At 52.8% G+C, this 16,364-nt stretch carries 15 protein-coding genes; 11 read left to right on the top strand and 4 right to left on the bottom strand.

Annotated elements, in window-relative coordinates; translation table 11 throughout:
• Window positions 1-139 precede the first annotated feature (139 nt).
• From pmbA to MPHASIOC01_RS24470, 11 genes are all read left to right on the top strand, one after another.
• Complete coding sequence (gene pmbA, locus MPHASIOC01_RS24520; RefSeq protein WP_064598334.1) at window positions 140-1,492, top strand: metalloprotease PmbA; 1,353 nt, start codon at window positions 140-142, stop codon at window positions 1,490-1,492.
• 47 nt (window positions 1,493-1,539) lie between these two features.
• The gene (gene cybC, locus MPHASIOC01_RS24515; protein WP_064598984.1) at window positions 1,540-1,929 is read left to right on the top strand and encodes a cytochrome b562; all 390 of its coding nucleotides are present in this window, start codon (window positions 1,540-1,542) and stop codon (window positions 1,927-1,929) included.
• A gap of 292 nt (window positions 1,930-2,221) precedes the next feature.
• Window positions 2,222-2,566 carry a glycine dehydrogenase gene (locus tag MPHASIOC01_RS24510; protein WP_064598336.1) on the top strand — a complete coding sequence of 115 codons (345 nt, stop codon included), beginning with the start codon at window positions 2,222-2,224 and terminating at the stop codon, window positions 2,564-2,566.
• A gap of 10 nt (window positions 2,567-2,576) precedes the next feature.
• Window positions 2,577-2,942 (top strand): SFCGS family glycine-rich protein, encoded by a 366-nt coding sequence (locus MPHASIOC01_RS24505; protein WP_064598338.1) that lies wholly within the window; start codon window positions 2,577-2,579, stop codon window positions 2,940-2,942.
• The gene (locus MPHASIOC01_RS24500) at window positions 2,942-3,238 is read left to right on the top strand and encodes a DUF4312 family protein (RefSeq protein WP_064598339.1); all 297 of its coding nucleotides are present in this window, start codon (window positions 2,942-2,944) and stop codon (window positions 3,236-3,238) included. The genes MPHASIOC01_RS24505 and MPHASIOC01_RS24500 overlap by 1 nt, the downstream gene beginning before the upstream one ends.
• Window positions 3,239-3,478: 240 nt before the next feature.
• Window positions 3,479-4,255: a DUF4311 domain-containing protein gene (locus MPHASIOC01_RS24495; protein WP_064598340.1), complete on the top strand. Its 777-nt coding sequence runs from the start codon at window positions 3,479-3,481 to the stop codon at window positions 4,253-4,255.
• 11 nt (window positions 4,256-4,266) lie between these two features.
• On the top strand, window positions 4,267-4,911 hold the full coding sequence (locus tag MPHASIOC01_RS24490; protein ID WP_064598342.1) for a DUF4310 family protein: 645 nt from the start codon (window positions 4,267-4,269) through the stop codon (window positions 4,909-4,911).
• A 45-nt stretch (window positions 4,912-4,956) separates the two neighbouring features.
• Window positions 4,957-6,090, top strand: coding sequence for an amidohydrolase/deacetylase family metallohydrolase (locus MPHASIOC01_RS24485; RefSeq protein ID WP_353613488.1), 1,134 nt, complete (start codon window positions 4,957-4,959; stop codon window positions 6,088-6,090).
• Window positions 6,074-7,192 (top strand): DgaE family pyridoxal phosphate-dependent ammonia lyase, encoded by a 1,119-nt coding sequence (locus MPHASIOC01_RS24480; protein WP_353613487.1) that lies wholly within the window; start codon window positions 6,074-6,076, stop codon window positions 7,190-7,192. The genes MPHASIOC01_RS24485 and MPHASIOC01_RS24480 overlap by 17 nt, the downstream gene beginning before the upstream one ends.
• Window positions 7,189-7,929, top strand: a complete 741-nt coding sequence (locus MPHASIOC01_RS24475; protein WP_064598347.1) for a 2-dehydro-3-deoxy-phosphogluconate aldolase — start codon at window positions 7,189-7,191, stop codon at window positions 7,927-7,929. Before MPHASIOC01_RS24480 ends, MPHASIOC01_RS24475 begins: the two co-directional genes overlap by 4 nt.
• A 56-nt stretch (window positions 7,930-7,985) precedes the next feature.
• A complete protein-coding gene (locus tag MPHASIOC01_RS24470) occupies window positions 7,986-9,902 on the top strand; it encodes a transcription antiterminator (RefSeq protein ID WP_064598348.1) in 1,917 nt (638 codons plus the stop codon).
• A gap of 87 nt (window positions 9,903-9,989) precedes the next feature.
• Here MPHASIOC01_RS24470 and nrdG read toward each other — a convergent pair whose 3' ends face one another.
• The 4 genes from nrdG to treB all read right to left on the bottom strand — a co-directional run bounded on the left by nrdG (window position 9,990) and on the right by treB (window position 16,314).
• On the bottom strand, window positions 9,990-10,454 hold the full coding sequence (gene nrdG, locus MPHASIOC01_RS24465; protein ID WP_064598349.1) for an anaerobic ribonucleoside-triphosphate reductase-activating protein: 465 nt from the start codon (window positions 10,452-10,454) through the stop codon (window positions 9,990-9,992).
• 2 nt (window positions 10,455-10,456) lie between these two features.
• Complete coding sequence (gene nrdD / locus MPHASIOC01_RS24460) at window positions 10,457-12,592, bottom strand: anaerobic ribonucleoside-triphosphate reductase (RefSeq protein ID WP_064598350.1); 2,136 nt, start codon at window positions 12,590-12,592, stop codon at window positions 10,457-10,459.
• Between the two features lie 417 nt (window positions 12,593-13,009).
• On the bottom strand, window positions 13,010-14,674 hold the full coding sequence (gene treC / locus MPHASIOC01_RS24455) for an alpha,alpha-phosphotrehalase (protein ID WP_064598352.1): 1,665 nt from the start codon (window positions 14,672-14,674) through the stop codon (window positions 13,010-13,012).
• 221 nt (window positions 14,675-14,895) lie between these two features.
• On the bottom strand, window positions 14,896-16,314 hold the full coding sequence (treB, locus tag MPHASIOC01_RS24450) for a PTS trehalose transporter subunit IIBC (protein WP_353613486.1): 1,419 nt from the start codon (window positions 16,312-16,314) through the stop codon (window positions 14,896-14,898).
• Window positions 16,315-16,364 lie beyond the last annotated feature (50 nt).

Raw genomic sequence — 16,364 nt, 5'->3', positions numbered from 1 at the left:
GTCTAAATAGGCTGATTCAAGGCATTTACGGGAGAAAAAACGGCTCAAACATGAAGAAATGAAATGACTGAGTCAGCCGAGAAGAATTTCCCCGCTTATTCGCACCTTCCTTAGACTGTCAATTAACTTACCTTACATTATGGCATTGGCGATGAAAGTAATCACTCAAGTTGCACAACAACGTAAAGCACTGGAAGAAGCGGTAGCCCATGCGCTGGAACTGGCCTCCGGTAAGGCGGATGGCGCAGAAGTCGCAGTCAGTAAAACCACGGGTATCAGCGTGAGCACCCGTTATGGCGAAGTCGAAAATGTAGAGTTTAACAGCGATGGCGCACTGGGAATCACGGTGTATTCGCAAAACCGTAAAGGTAGCGCTTCCTCTACAGATTTGAGCAAAGACGCAATTGCCCGTACAGTGCAGGCGGCGGTGGATATCGCCCGGTATACTTCACCAGACCCGTGCGCTGGCGTGGCGGAAAAAGAGTTGCTGGCATTTGAAGCTCCGGATCTGGATTTATTTCACCCGGCAGAAATTTCTCCTGAGCAAGCCATCAGCCTGGCAGCTCGCGCAGAACAGTCTGCGCTGCAGGCTGACAAACGTATAACCAACACCGAAGGCGGCAGCTTTAACAGCCATTACGGCATTAAAGTGTTTGGTAACAGCCACGGCATGCTGCAGAGCTACTGTTCCAGCCGCCACTCTTTATCCAGCTGTGTGATTGGCGAGGCCAACGGCAGTATGGAGCGGGATTATGCCTATTCTATTGGCCGCGAAATGAGCGACCTGCAATCCCCTGAGTGGGTGGGTGAAGAGTGTGCAAAACGCACTTTATCACGCTTATCTCCACGAAAATTATCTACCATGAAAGCGCCTGTTATTTTTGCAGCAGAAGCGGCAACCGGCCTGTTTGGCCATCTGGTGGGGGCTATCAGTGGTGGTGCGGTGTACCGGAAATCCACCTTCTTACTGGATTCACTGGGCCAGCAAATCCTGCCGGAATGGTTAACTATTGAAGAACATCCGCACCTGTTAAAAGGGCTGGCGTCTTCCCCTTATGATGGTGAAGGGGTGCGTACCACCCGGCGAGATATTGTAAAAAATGGCGTGTTGCAACAGTGGCTGCTGACCAGCTACGCTGCCCGCAAACTGGGCCTGCACAGCACAGGTCATGCTGGTGGAATTCATAACTGGCGTATTGCGGGCCGTGGCCTGAGCTTTGAGCAGTTACTCAAAGAGATGGGAACGGGCCTGGTAGTAACGGAACTGATGGGGCAGGGCGTCAGTGGTATTACGGGTGATTATTCCCGTGGCGCTTCCGGTTTCTGGGTTGAAAATGGTGAAATTCAGTACCCGGTGAGTGAAATTACTATTGCCGGTAATTTAAAAGATATGTGGCGCAATATGGTCACCATTGGTGACGATATTGAGACCCGAAGTAATATTCAATGCGGTTCGGTATTACTGCCGGAAATGAAAATCGCCGGGCAGTAATGTTTTCGGGTGCGACCTGCCGCACTCTTTATAAAAAAGGTGAGCCAATGCGTAAAACACTGATAGCCCTGTTAGCGGTCTGTTCATTCTCTATGGCGAGTACTTCGGTACTGGCGGAGAACCTTGGCGTGGATATGGACACGCTGGCCCAGAACTATCAAACCGTGATGAGTACCAAAGATGCCGGTAAGCTAAAAATGGCACTGACTAACATGCGTCAGGCAGCAGAAGACGCGAAAAAGTCCACGCCACCAAAACTGGACGGCCAGGCGAGCGACAGCCCGCAAATGAAAGATTATCGTCATGGTTTGGATATTCTGGTGGGCCAGATAGATGGTGCGCTGAAACTTGCGGATGAAGGCAAAGTAAAAGAGGCACAGGCTGCGGCGGAGCACTTCAAACAAACCCGCAATACTTACCATCAGAAATACCGCTAATTCTGCGTCAGCCAGGTTGTTTAAACTTAGCTGAAACATAAGACTGTCTTATGATATTGCCCCGGTTTTCCGGGGCGTTTTGTTTGCTTACTCTCTGTTTTTCCTTCCTTTCTCCGTGGTTAATACCCGCAAGAAGCTGGCTTACCAGCGTTTTTGTTCAGCACCATGCCGTAATGCGAAACAGATCACTCCCTTCCGTCGTTTTTCCACTTTGAAGTGGAAAACAACTTGCTACAAACCCGCGCGCGCTCGCGCTAGCTTAGTAGCATCTCAACGAATCAAGGTAAGTCGCGTGGACAACAAAATAGCCCTGAATACCGGGGCTTGTCAGGAAGAACATGCTGCGGCGCTGGCCGGGCAGGTATTACGCCAGGTAGAGCAGTTGCTGGCAGAAAAAGGAATTTTTCCAACGCCAGTGCAGCAACAAATGCTGGCGTCGCATCTTCGGGCCATGGCGTGGCGCTCGGTGAGTGGCGAACCATTGCCCGAAGTTGACGCCAGTTTGTTTAATGAGATCCCGCAACCGGCAATGCAACTGGCTAAAACGGTGGTCGATATCTTCGGCAACTTACCCAGGGAAGAGGTCTGGTTGCTATCTGTCCATTTCGCAGTAGCAAAAGAAAACGGTGTCAGTTAAGGAGCGCAAAGTGGAACAAATTACAGTGGTTATTGGCGACCGCCTGGGAAAAGGGCAGAAGGTTGCAGCAGGTGTGGAAAAAGCGGGTGGGCGTGCGGTTGTGATACCCGGTGTTGCGGCGGATATGAAACTGGGTGATGTCATGAAAGCCGAGCAGGCAACGTTTGGCATCTCGTTTTGCGGTAGTGGCGGTGCCGGGGCAATTACGGCCCAGAATAAACATGGTTACAAAGCCAAATATGGCATGCGCTCAGTGGATGAGGGCGTCACGGCGATTAAAGAAGGCTGCAATGTCCTCGGGTTTGGTTTTATGGATATTGAAGAACTGGGTATTCGCCTGGTTGAAGCCTGGCAGAAAAAATATGGCAATGGCTGATGAAACAATTATCAACAACCACCGTTAGCGTACAGGGAAAAGGCACCTCGAAAGCGGCTGCTTTTTCCGACGCGTTTTCCCATATCCAGCGTGAGGTGTTGAAAGGCTCTTCACAGGTATTACTGCGCATTGAACCACAGGATGTGAAAGTCATTGCCGCCCGCCAGATTGTGCGGAAAGAGGCGTTTCTGTTTTTCTTTCTGCGCCGTGAAAGACGAACCTTCAGCGTTGAGCTGGAAGTCACCGTCAATGTGACGGCGATAGATCCAGAACAGGTGGATTTTATCGCTCAGTAAATAACGTGATACCCGAAGGTATTCGGGGTGCAGGCCGGGGTTACGCAGTACCCGCGCAGATTGTTGCCAGTACTCAGGAGAGTGCGGGTTGCCAGCTCACCTGCAGTCTGAAGCTCAAACGGTATCTATGCACGGCATCCTTCAGGTGTTTTTCTTGTTGGCTGCATCTGCGCACCGGCATCTCCGTGCCGTTACGCATCCTGAAAGGTCTTGTGTATAAAAACAAAAAGGGCAGGACGTATGTTTTTCATCATATTAATAAAATCGCTCATTATTGGCGGGCTGGTTGGTGTGGGAGTTGGGGCTGGCGCCGCACGTATGTTCCATGCACCGGTAACACAAGGTATGGGCGCATTCCGTACGCTGGGTGAACTCAATGCCTGCGAAGGTGACCCGGCATCACACTTCTCCTTTGGCCTGGGGTTTTTCTTTAACGCGTGGGCTTCATCGGTTGCCGCCGGGTCATTCACCCAGGATGTTGACCACCGCATTATCCCAAACTGGGGTGTCGCCGCGCTCATGATAAAAAACCGCGATGTCACCCAGACACTGCATAACCCGAAAAAAATGGCGATTGCCTGCGGCCTGGTTGGCATGGTGGTCGTTGCTTTTCTGAACTCTACTGCATCCGCCGTACCCGCGGCTTTGCAGGTAACGGCAGTCAAAGTGCTGGTGCCCGCCGCTAATCTGCTGGTCAATATCGTGATGCCCGTTATTTTCTGGCTGGCTGCGATTGATGCCGGAAAACGCTCTGGTTTATGGGCCACCATTTTTGGCGGCCTGGCTCAAATGATTATGGGGAATGCGGTTCCAGGCCTGGTGCTGGGCATCCTCGTGGGGAAAGGTGTGGAAGAAAGTGGGTGGAACAAAGTCACCAAAATCATGATGACGGCGATTATCACACTGTTTGTATTAAGTGCCTTCTTCCGCGGATTTGATTTGAAATTCCTTGAGTCGTTCCGCCTTGGTGCGCCGAACTGGCTTGAACTGCTGCATAACGCGCTGAGCGGTAAATAAGGGGAAAACAAATGGAAGAGAACAAAGGTTTTTGGTACGCAGACTGGTCATTCCCTATTTTTGTTGGCCTGTTATCTGCAGGAGTCTTTGCCGGTACGCACATGTATTACCTGTATGGCATTGGCGCATTTAATGAAGTGGCGTTTGTGTCGATGTTGCGCTCAGGCATGGATACCGGCGTCTATGGTGCGGTAGCCGCATTTGGCGCCAGTTTTCTGTTTGCCCGTATTATTGAAGGCTCGCTGGTTGGGATTCTGGATATCGGCGGGGCAATTCAAACCGGTGTTGGTTTAGGTGTTCCGGCTTTATTGCTTGGTGCAGGCATTGTATTCCCGGTCGCAAACTTTGCTGCATCACTGGCTACAGGGTTAGTACTCGGCCTGGCGATTGGCTACATCATCATCCTGGCGCGTAAGTTCACCATTAACCAGAGCGATTCAACCTACGGGGCCGATGTCATGATGGGAGCCGGGAACGCCTCTGGCCGTTTTCTTGGCCCGCTTATCATTCTGAGTGCCATTAGTGCCTCCATTCCTATTGGCCTGGGCGCTCTGGCGGGTGCGCTGGTGTTCTACCTGTGGCAGAAGCCGATTACCGGTGGCGCTATTTTGGGTGCCATGGTGCTTGGCGCCATTTTCCCTATCGCAATCAGCTAAATACCACGCCAGTGGGTACATCGCCTGCTGGCGTAAGGAGCCGTTATGTTCGATATGATCCTGCGCAGGGCTCACCTGGTCGACGGTAGCATTACCGACATCGCCATTCACCAGGGGGTGATTGCACAAGTCGGTAATATCAATACTCCGGCACGGCAAGAGATAACCCTGGGCGGGCGTTTCTTCCTCAGTGCCGGGTGGATAGACAGCCATGTGCACTGTTACCCCAAATCGCCCATTTACCACGATGAACCCGACAGTGTGGGGATTGCCACGGGCGTTACAACCGTGGTGGATGCCGGTAGTACAGGAGCCGATGACATCGATGACTTTTGGCAACTGACCCGTGAGGCAGTCACCGAGGTTTACGCTCTGCTCAATATCGCGCGTCAGGGGCTGGTTACCCAAAATGAACTGGCGGATATGGCGAAAATTGATGCCCGTGCGGTACGCCAGGCCGTCGCCCGTCACCCGGATTTTATCGTGGGGCTGAAAGCCCGCATGAGTAGTAGCGTGGTGGGGGAAAATGGCATTGCTCCCTTACAACGGGCAAAAGTGATTCAGCAGGAAAACGGTAATCTGCCTCTGATGGTGCATATAGGGAATACGCCGCCAGACCTGGATGAGATAGCCGCGCTGCTGTCTGCGGGCGATATCCTGACCCACTGCTTTAACGGCAAGCCAAACCGCATTTTTTCCCCTTCCGGTGAACTGCGCGACGCAGTACAGCAGGCGTTAAAACGGGGTGTCCGCTTTGATGTCGGGCATGGCACAGCGAGCTTCAGTTTTTCTGTAGCTGAAAAAGCCATCGGCATGGGGTTGTTGCCGCACACCATCAGTTCCGACATCTATTGCCGTAACCGTATCGACGGGCCAGTCAAAAGCCTGGCGCTGGTGATGGCGAAGTTCCTTGCACTCGGCATGACGTTGGAACAAGTGGTGGCCTGCGTCACGCAACACGCAGCCGAGGGGCTGCGCCTGGTGCGTAAAGGCCGCATAGCACCAGGGCTGGATGCCGATTTCACTCTGTTCGATGTGCGCCCATACCAGGGGGGGCTTACCGACAGTGAGCAAAGTGTGCTGGCGGCATCAGAATGCATCGTCCCGCTGGCTGCAATGCGGGCAGGAACATGGTTTTTGACAGAACAAGGGAAGGCCGAACATGTCTTCAGTGTATGAGAAATATCAGGTTAAACCGGTCATTAATGCATCTGGCCGCATGACTATTTTGGGCGTGTCCACACCATCGGACGCAGTTGTGGATGCGGTCACTCAGGGGATGCAGCACTACTTTGAAATGCATGACCTGGTTGAAAAAACCGGTCAGTACATTGCCCGTTTGCTTGAAACCGAAGCGGCAACCATTGTGTCCTGTGCATCGGCAGGGATTGCACAAAGTGTGGCTGCAGTGCTGGTCAAAGATGACGACTGGCTGTTAACTCACCTGCATGAAACACCACTGACCGATAACGAAATCGTGTTGCCAAAAGGCCACAACGTAAACTTTGGCGCACCTGTTGGCGCGATGGTTGCTCTGGGGGGCGGCAGGCTGGTGGAAGCGGGTTACGCCAACGAATGCAGCGCCCGCCAACTTGCTGCCGCCATTACACCGCACACCGCCGCGGTGCTGTACATCAAATCTCACCACTGTGTGCAGAAAAGTATGCTGACGGTTAGCGAAGCCGCGCAGGTTGCCCGGGAGCATCAGTTGCCACTGATAGTGGACGCTGCAGCAGAAGAAGATCTGCGCTGTTACTACCAGGCCGGAGCAGACCTGGTGATTTACAGTGGCGCTAAAGCCCTGGAAGGGCCGACCAGTGGACTGGTAATTGGCCGGCAACCTTGGGTGGGCTGGGTACAACGCCAGTCTGGGGGTATTGGCCGGGCCATGAAAGTGGGCAAAGAAGGTATTCTGGGGCTTGCCTGCGCTATTGAACAGTATCTGCATGCGCAGCACGAAACCGGGCAGCAAATGGTGGCGAAGATGGCCCCCTTTATTGAAGCACTTAACCAACTTGATGGTGTGCAGGCCCGCGTGGTGTGGGATGCGGCTGGCCGGGATATCGCCCGGGCGGAAATAACCTTCAATGAAGCGATAACTGGCCTGCCGACAGGCCAGTTGCTGGAGCAACTCAAACAAGGCGAGCACGCCATTTACTTCCGGGGTTATAAAGCGAACAGCGGCATTGTAGAAGCCGACGTCCGCAGTGTTGATGCCCAACAATTAATGACAATTTTCCACAGTATTCGCGCTGTACTGAACAAGGAGACAACAGCATGAGCCTGAGCCCACGTTTTTACCAGGACCGCGTGTGCCTGAATGTTCTGGCGGGTTCTCACCAGAATGCGGTGGATATCTATGAAGCCGCCGAAGGTTATGTGCTGGTTGGTGTGTTATCCAAAAATTACCCGGATACAGAACACGCAGTGGCAGACATGCGTGAATATGCCTCACTTATCAATAACGCGATTTCGGTGGGGCTGGGGGCCGGTTCGCCAGGGCAGTCGGCCATGGTGAGCGAGATCTCCCGCCAGATACAGCCACAGCACGTTAACCAGGTGTTCACCGGGGTTGCCGTCAGCAGGGCTTTGTTAGGGCAAAACGACACAGTGGTAAATGGCCTGATCTCACCCACTGGCACACCCGGGTTGGTAAAAATCTCAACCGGGCCGCTCAGCAGTCAGGCTCCGGATGGCATTGTGCCCATTGATACTGCCATTGCGTTGTTGAAAGATATGGGTGGCAGTTCAGTGAAATATTTCCCTATGGGCGGATTAGCCTGCCGTGATGAATATAGCGCGGTTGCAAAGGCATGTGCACGCCAGGATTTCTGGCTGGAGCCTACCGGGGGAATAGACCTGGACAATTTTGAGGCCATCCTCGACATTGCCCTGCAAGCAGGTGTTAAACGTATTATTCCACACATATACAGTTCCATTATTGATAAAAACACCGGGCAAACACGACCGGGGGATGTGCGTACCCTGCTCAACAGTGTTAAAAAATATCTGGGGTAACCCTTATTCAGACTCACGGGCGCACTGGGGCGCCCGTGTCACCAGAGGACACAGACGTGCGATTTCCCAACCAACGGCTGGCGCAGTTGTTTTGTTTACTGGAAAACGAAACACTGCCTCAGGATGAACTGGCTCGCCGCCTGGCTGTCTCCACCCGCACAGTCAGGGCGGATATTACGGCACTGAATACATTGCTGGCCTGCCATGGCGCGCAGTTTATTTTGAGCCGGGGAACCGGCTACCAGTTGCGGGTTACCGACCCGGGCCGTTTTGGTGAATTGCAAAGCCAACACCAGGCACCTTTGCGTATTCCCCGCACCAGTGCAGATCGGGTTAACTACTTACTGGTGCGGTTTTTAACTTCGGCGTTTTCCCTCAAGCTTGAAGACCTGGCCGATGAATGGTTTATCAGCCGTGCCACATTGCAGGGCGATATGGTGGAAGTGCGCGATGTGCTGGCTCGTTATAATTTGTCGATTGAAGCAAGGCCCCGGCATGGCATGAAACTGTTTGGCGATGAAACCGCTGTGCGGGCGTGCCTGACTGACTTACTGTGGCAAATCAGCCAGCAGGACAGTAGCAGCCCACTAATACAAGAAGAAGCGCTGAATTCTGGTGTGCTGGCGGCACTGGAACCCACACTGCAAAACTGCCTGGAACAGTTTGCCATCCGCATGACAGACGAGAGCGTTGATTTTCTCAGGTTTTATTGCGCAGTGGCGGTGCGGCGTATTAGTGAAGGTTACCCTATTGCCAGTTTTCACGCCGACAACGTAGATGAACCTGTGCGCCAGGCCGCCAGTACCATGAGCCACCTGCTCGGGCAACTGAGTGGTAAAGCACTGTCAGACGCAGAAGAAAACTGGTTACAGGTACATTTTGCCGCACGGCGTATTCAGGATGCCGACCCTTGTGCTATTAGTGCCGATGACGACGAAGCGCTGGTTAGCTACATTCTGCGTTATATCAACAGTCACTATAATTACGACCTGACCCGCGACCAGCAACTGCACGCCGATTTGCTGACCCACATTAAGACCATGATTACGCGGGTTCGCTACCAAATCCATATCCCCAACCCATTGCTGCAAAATATCAAACAGCATTACCCGCTGGCGTGGGATATGACACTTGCAGCGGTTGCCAGTTGGGGAAAACATACGCCATACACCATTAGCGAAAATGAAGTGGGTTTTCTGGTGTTGCATATTGGTGTCGGGCTGGAGCGCCACTACAACATTGGCTGGCAACGTAACCCACAGGTACTGCTGGTGTGCGATACCGGCAATTCTACTGTGCGCATGATTCAGGCCCAACTGGTGCGCAAATACCCGCAAATTGAAGTCACACGCATTATCTCCCTGCGGGATTACGAACAACTGGACACCATTGCCGAAGACTTTGTTATCAGCACTGCGCGGTTGGTGGAAAAAGACAAACCAGTTGCCACCATGTCGCCGTTTCCTTCCGATTACCAGGTAGAGCAGATAGGCAAGCTGGTACTGGTGGATCGCACCCGTCCCTGGATGCTGGAACGGTTTTTTGATGCGCGCTATTTTCGCATCATTGATAAACCCGTCAGCCAGCAGGCCCTGTTCACCAGCCTGTGCCAGCAACTGGAAAGGGAAGGCATTGTCGGGCCAGATTTTCTGCCTTCAGTGGCAGAGCGTGAAGCGATTGTCAGCACTATGCTGGGCGACGGCATTGCGTTACCGCATTCACTGGGCTTGCTGGCCCACAAAACCGTGGTGTACACCGTACTGGCCCCCCAGGGTATTGCCTGGGGAGATGAAACAGCAAAAGTGATTTTCCTGCTGGCTATCAGTAAAGAAGAATATGAAGAAGCGATGGCGATTTACGACCTGTTTGTGACATTTTTGCGCGAACAGCGCATGCCATTACTCAAAGATTGCCAGAATTTCGATGAATTTAAAGCGGTGGCTGTATCCTGCCTGAGTACTGAACAGAGCTAGCTTGTTCAGCACAAAAAAAAACAGCACCACACATATATCGGGGTGCTGTATATCTTATTGCTTCTGGCGGCAACCCGCTTTAAGCGTTTAACGCAGGTGGTGGATAACCTGGTTGCTGCTGCCACGCCAGATCAACGCCGGGTCGCGTAAATCCTGCATGTACTTGCCATCAACCAGCACATTAATCAGCGCGACAACTTGCCGCTGCGCATCGTTCAGCTCGCTCAGCAGGTAACCCGTCCAGACCCAGATGTCTTTGCCCGGGCACTCGCGGCATACGCGCTGCACCAGTTGCAACACCGCAGGCACATTGGCCGGGTGAAGTGGGTCGCCACCGGAAAGCGAAAGACCCTGGCGTTTTACCCGGTTATCCTGCAGGTCGGCGATTATCCTGTCTTCCATTTCCTGGGTGAACGGCACCCCGGAATTCACCCGCCAGGTGCTTTTGTTATAGCAACCGGGGCATTCGTGTACGCAACCGGCGACAAATAAAGTACACCGGGTGCCGGGGCCATTCACTACATCCACCGGGTAATACTGGTGGTAATTCATAATTAACCCAACTGGCCGTTATTGAGGTGTTTCACCCGGCGCTTCACTTCTTCCTGTTTACCGGCATTGAACGGGCGTGCATCCGGGCTGCCCAGGTAACCACAAACGCGGCGAATAACAGACACTCGTGAAGAATCATGGTTGCCGCATTTCGGGCAGGTGAAGCCTTTGCTGGTGCACTCAAACTCACCAGTGAAACCGCACTCATAGCATTCATCAATCGGCGTGTTAGTACCGTAATAGGGCACATGCTGGTAGCTGTAATCCCACACATCTTCCAGCGCGCGCAGGTTGTGTTGCAGATTTGGGTACTCGCCGTAGCAAATAAAGCCCCCATTACTCAGTGGCGGGTAGGGTGCTTCAAAGTCGATTTTGTCGTAAGGGTTAACTTTTTTCTCCACATCGAGGTGGAAGCTGTTGGTGTAATAGCCTTTGTCCGTTACGCCAGGCACTACGCCAAACTCGGCGGTATCCAGGCGGCAGAAACGGTCGCACAGGTTTTCACTGGGGGTGCTGTACAGGCTGAAACCATAGCCGGTTTCTTCTTTCCATTCATCTACCGCTTTACGCAGGCGGGCGACGATCGCAACGCCAATCGAGCGCAGTTTTTCATCGTCATAAATATGGCGGTTGCCGGACAACGCATTAATGGTTTCATGAATACCAATATACCCAAGCGAAATGGAGGCACGACCGTTTTTAAAGATTTGCGCGACATCGTCATCGGCTTTCAGGCGCACACCACATGCCCCTTCCATATACAGAATCGGCGCAACACGGGCTTTCACACCTTCGAGGCGTGCGATACGTGTCATCAGCGCTTTCTTCGACAACTCAAGGCGGCTGTCCAGCAGTTTCCAGAACGCGGTTTCATCGCCTTTGGCTTCCAGCGCAATACGCGGCAGGTTCAGGCTGATAACTCCAAGGTTATTACGACCATCGTGAATCTGTTCGCCGTTTTCTTCGTAAACACCCAGGAAGCTGCGGCAGCCCATTGGGGTTTTAAAGGATCCGGTCACTTTCACCACCTGATCGTAGTTCAGGATATCCGGGTACATACGCTTACTGGCACATTCCAGAGCCAGTTGCTTAATATCGTAGTTCGGGTCACCGTCACGGTGGTTCAGGCCATCGCGGATCGCGAAGACCAGTTTGGGAAACACCGCAGTTTTGCGGTTTTTGCCCAGCCCGGCAATGCGGTTGCGCAGAATAGATGTCTGAATCAGGCGGGATTCCCAGCCAGTACCCAGCCCAAAACCGAAGGTGACGAAAGGTGTCTGGCCATTCGCGGTGTGCAGCGTGTTAACTTCATATTCCAGAGACTGGAAAGCGTCGTAACACTCTTTTTCTGTGCGTGAGCGGGCATAACCTTCAGCATCAGGGATCTGCCATTCATCTGCGGTTTTACGGTGTTTTTGGAAACTGGCGGTAACGAAGGGCGCCAGGATTTCATCAATACGGTTAATGGTGGTGCCACCGTAAATATGGCTGGCGACCTGCGCGATAATTTGTGCGGTAACCGCTGTGGCAGTAGAAATGGATTTCGGCGGTTCAATTTCCGCGTTACCCATTTTAAAGCCCTGAGTCAGCATGCCTTTTAAATCTATCAGCATGCAGTTAAACATGGGGAAGAAAGGGGAGTAATCCAGATCGTGGTAGTGGATTTCACCCCGTTCATGAGCCAGTACAACATCACGGGGCAGCAGATACTGTTTGGCGTAATGTTTAGCCACAATCCCGGCCAGCAAATCACGCTGAGTGGGGATGACTTTGCTGTCTTTATTGGCATTTTCATTGAGGATAGCCGTGTTGGTTTGCTCTACCAGACCACGTATTTCCTGGTTGAGTTTGCCGCGTTTTTCACGGGCGACATCACGGTCATGGCGATATTCAATGTAAGCGCGAGCCAGTTGTTTATGGCTTCCGGCCATTAACTGGTTTTCAACAGCGGTCTGAATTTCATGAATATCGACCTGGCTACGGCCTTCCATTTGTGCACGAACGACTTCTGCGACGGTGGCGCAATAGTCTGCGTCATCGACACCAGCAGCTTTAGCGGCACGAAGAATGGCTTCTTTAATGCGCTCTGAATTGAAAGGTACTTTGCACCCATCTCTTTTCAACACATGCGGTGTCATGATCTCTCCATTTTTAAAAACAGGTTTTCCACAGAGGCAAGGGTTCAGAAATAAGGCGCTATGTATCTGGAATACGCCAAAAAGCCCCTGTCTTTGCCCCGATTTATCCACAAATACTTCCCTTGCGGAAATGTGGTCTTAGTAAGGTATAACAGATGATTTCTACAATATGTAGTTGAGGAACGCATTTTAGTGTCTATATATAGTGATTTGCATCAAACATGTTTGCGTTTTTTTTGATGCAGGACAAAGTAAATCTGGCGGAGAAGCTATGATGCGGCTTGCTGGGTGAACGGGAATTAAGCATTCAGATTTTTTCCTGAAACACGCTTAAAAAACAACCGGAAGAGGGGGCTTATGCAAACACTTCAGACCAGCTTTCCCTGGCTGGCCTGAATAAGGTTCAAATTTGCCGAGTCAATCAGATACCGCCAGCCACCAGACAGCTTCAAAGGGGCGCAATGTGATGCCTTCTGGTTGTAATGGTGGGTGAGGGTAGTTAGCAGCCAGCACTTCAGATGCGCCCGGCAAAGTACAACCGGCCCAGGTTTGTGGTTGTGGGCTGAGGTTGATGGCGACCACCAGTTGCTGACCCTGCCAGGTGCGGCGGTAACACCACAATACCGGGGTATTGGGCAGCAGGTCTTCATAGTCGCCCCAGGTTATCACCGGGTGCGTTTTACGCAGGCGAATCAGGTGCTGATAGGTGTAAAACACTGAGTCCGGGTTATCCAGTGCGGCACGGGCATTAATTTCCGGGTAGTTATCACACACACCTATCCAGGGCGTACCTCTGGTAAAACCGGCTTGTGGGCTGCTGTTCCACTGCATTGGTGTGCGGCTGTTATCGCGGGATTTACTGGCCAGCACCGCCAGCAGTGTTGCCTCGCTTTCACCACGTTGCCGCCCTGAGGCAAACATGTTCAGGCTTTCCACATCACGGTACTCTTCAATGGTACTGAAATGGGGGTTGGTCATGCCCAGCTCTTCACCCTGATAGATATACGGCGTGCCCTGCAAGCCATGTAGCGCCAGCGCCAGGGCTTTTGCCGAGACCTCCCGCAGCGGACCTTCACTCCCAAAACGGGAGACAATACGCGGCTGGTCGTGGTTACACCAAAACAACGCATTCCACGCCTGGTTGTGCATGCCCTGCTGCCACCAGGTGAAAATCTTTTTCAGTTCGATAAAGTCCGGTTCGGCCAGGGCCCATTTTTGACCGTTCGGGTAATCCACTTTCAGGTGGTGGAAGTTGAACGTCATGGATAATTCGCGGCCATCGAGCGCGGCATACTGGCGGCAGTGCTCCAGCGATGTCGAAGACATTTCACCGACTGTCATTAACTGGCGAGGAACAAACACTTCACGGCTGAATTCCTGCAAAAAATCATGAATGCGCGGGCCATCGGTATAAAAACGGCGGCCATCACCACCAGGGATATCTTCCGGCCAGCCGGGGTGTTTGGACACCAGGTTAACCACATCCAGCCGCAGGCCATCCACGCCACGGTCTGCCCAAAAATGGCATATCTGCTGGAGTGCCTGGCGCACTGCCGGGTTTTCCCAGTTTAAGTCTGCCTGCTCAGGCGCGAACAAATGGAGGTAATGCTGCCTGCTTTCGGCATGCCACTGCCAGGCACTGCCACCGAATTTCGCCTGCCAGCCGTTAGGCGGTGTATCGGGCGTACCATCACGCCAGATATAGAAATCGCGGTGCGAGTCTTGCGGGTTTTCCGCTGCACGGAACCACGCATGTTCAGTGGAGGTGTGGTTAAACACCATGTCCAGAATGATGCGAATACCGCGCTGGTGGGCTGCTGCAACCAGGTTATCAAAATCGCTCATGGTGCCGTAAACCGGGTCAATAGCCAGGTAATCGGCAACGTCGTAGCCATTGTCAACCTGAGGGGAAACATAAAATGGCGTCAGCCAGATGGCGTCCACACCCAACGTTTGCAGGTAGTCCAGCCGCTGGATAACCCCCGCCAGGTCTCCCGTGCCACTGCCGGTAGTATCCTGAAAACTTTTCGGGTAAATCTGGTAAATCACTCCGTTTTGCCACCAGGGCAGTGTTGCTGTCATCATGCTTTCCTGCATTATAAAAAAGGAACGGACGGGTAAGCTGCCCGTGAGCCTGATGACAAACCTCATGTCCGCACAGAAATAGAGGATGTCACCCAATAAAAAACCAGGAAAATCAATTCATTGATTTTCGGCTGCTAACTAAAAAGAAGGGGAAACCACGCTTTTCCCTTCTTTTTCATCAATCTGACGGGCGGGTAAGCCGCCCGTGAAGTTAAGGTTTAAACCACCTGCAATGTGCCCTGATGAGTTTTACGTTTGTACAACACCGTGGTCAGAATAATGGGCACAACAATCGCGACCGCCATGGCAAGTGAAAAGGTGCCCCAGAAGCGTGGCTGAATGGAGAGAATGCCCGGGATCCCCCCCACACCAATGCCGTTTGCCAGTACACCGCTTAACCCGCACAGCAATGCGGCCAGCCCTGAGCCGGTCATGGCGCACAGCATGGGGAAACGGTACTTCATGTTAATGCCGTACATAGCAGGTTCAGTGACGCCCAAAAAAGCGGAAATGGCGGCAGGGACAGAGATTTCACGCTCATTTTGTTTACGGCTGACCAGGATAACGCCCACAACGGCAGCACCCTGAGCAATATTGGACAACGCAATCAGAGGCCAGACAGGCGTACCGCCCATGCTTTGAATCATCTGCATGTCGATGGCCAGCGTGGTCTGGTGAACACCGGTAATCACCAGTGGTGCGTAGAGAAAACCGAACAGAGCGGCGCCAATTGGGGCAAAACTACCGGTCATCAGGTGGCGCACCGCAAAGGCAACACCGTCGCCAATCATCCGGCCTGCGGGGCCAATCAGCGCGTGGGCCAGGAAAACAGCCAGTAACAGCGAACAGACCGGTACTACCACCAGATAGAGGTAATCAGGAACCAGGCGTTTGAGGCGGGTTTCAATCATGCCCAGCGCCAGCCCGGCGAGCAGCGCCGGAATAACCTGCGCCTGATAACCCACTTTTTGAATGGTAAACCAGCCGAAGTTCCATACTTCCGGGGTCTGGCTACCCAGCAGGTAAGCGTTCATCAGTTGGGGTGACACCAGGGTGATGCCCAGCACAATCCCCAGAATGGGCGTCCCACCCATTTTCTTCACCGCCGACCAGCAAATCCCCACAGGCAAATAGAAGAAAATGGCTTCACCAATCAGCCATAAGAAGTCGTACAGGGTTTTTAATGCCGGGTACATCTGCGCCAGGGTTTCGCCGTTGCGAAAGGGCACATCGCCAATGACATTACGAAAACCGAGGATCAACCCGCCGCTGATAAGTGCTGGCAGGAGCGGGAAGAAGATCTCGGCAAAATGGGAGATCCCGCGTTCATGCCATTTCATATTCTGGCGTGCGGCCTGTTTCACCTGGTCTTTATTGGCGGAGCGTTGCCCGGTCCGTGTCAGCAGCGCCTGGTACCAGTCACCGACGTTAGTGCCAATCACCACCTGGAACTGCCCGGCATTGGTAAAACAGCCTTTCACCATGGGCAAGGTTTCAATGGTTTTTGGCTGGGCCAGCGCCGGATCATTCAGCACAAAACGCAGTCGGGTAATGCAGTGGGTTACGGTGGCGATATTTTCCTTGCCACCCACCAGTGCAATCAGCGTATCAATATCCTGCGGGTTAATTTTTTTCATGGTAAATCCCTGTGGAGGTAGGTAAAGGCATCAGCATGTTCTGCCTGCCC

This window comes from Mangrovibacter phragmitis, assembly GCF_040429585.1.
GTDB classification, from domain to species: Bacteria; Pseudomonadota; Gammaproteobacteria; order Enterobacterales; family Enterobacteriaceae; genus Mangrovibacter; species Mangrovibacter phragmitis.
The sequence above is the reverse complement of the archived record's forward strand: the minus strand, read 5'-3'. Positions and strand labels throughout refer to the sequence as shown.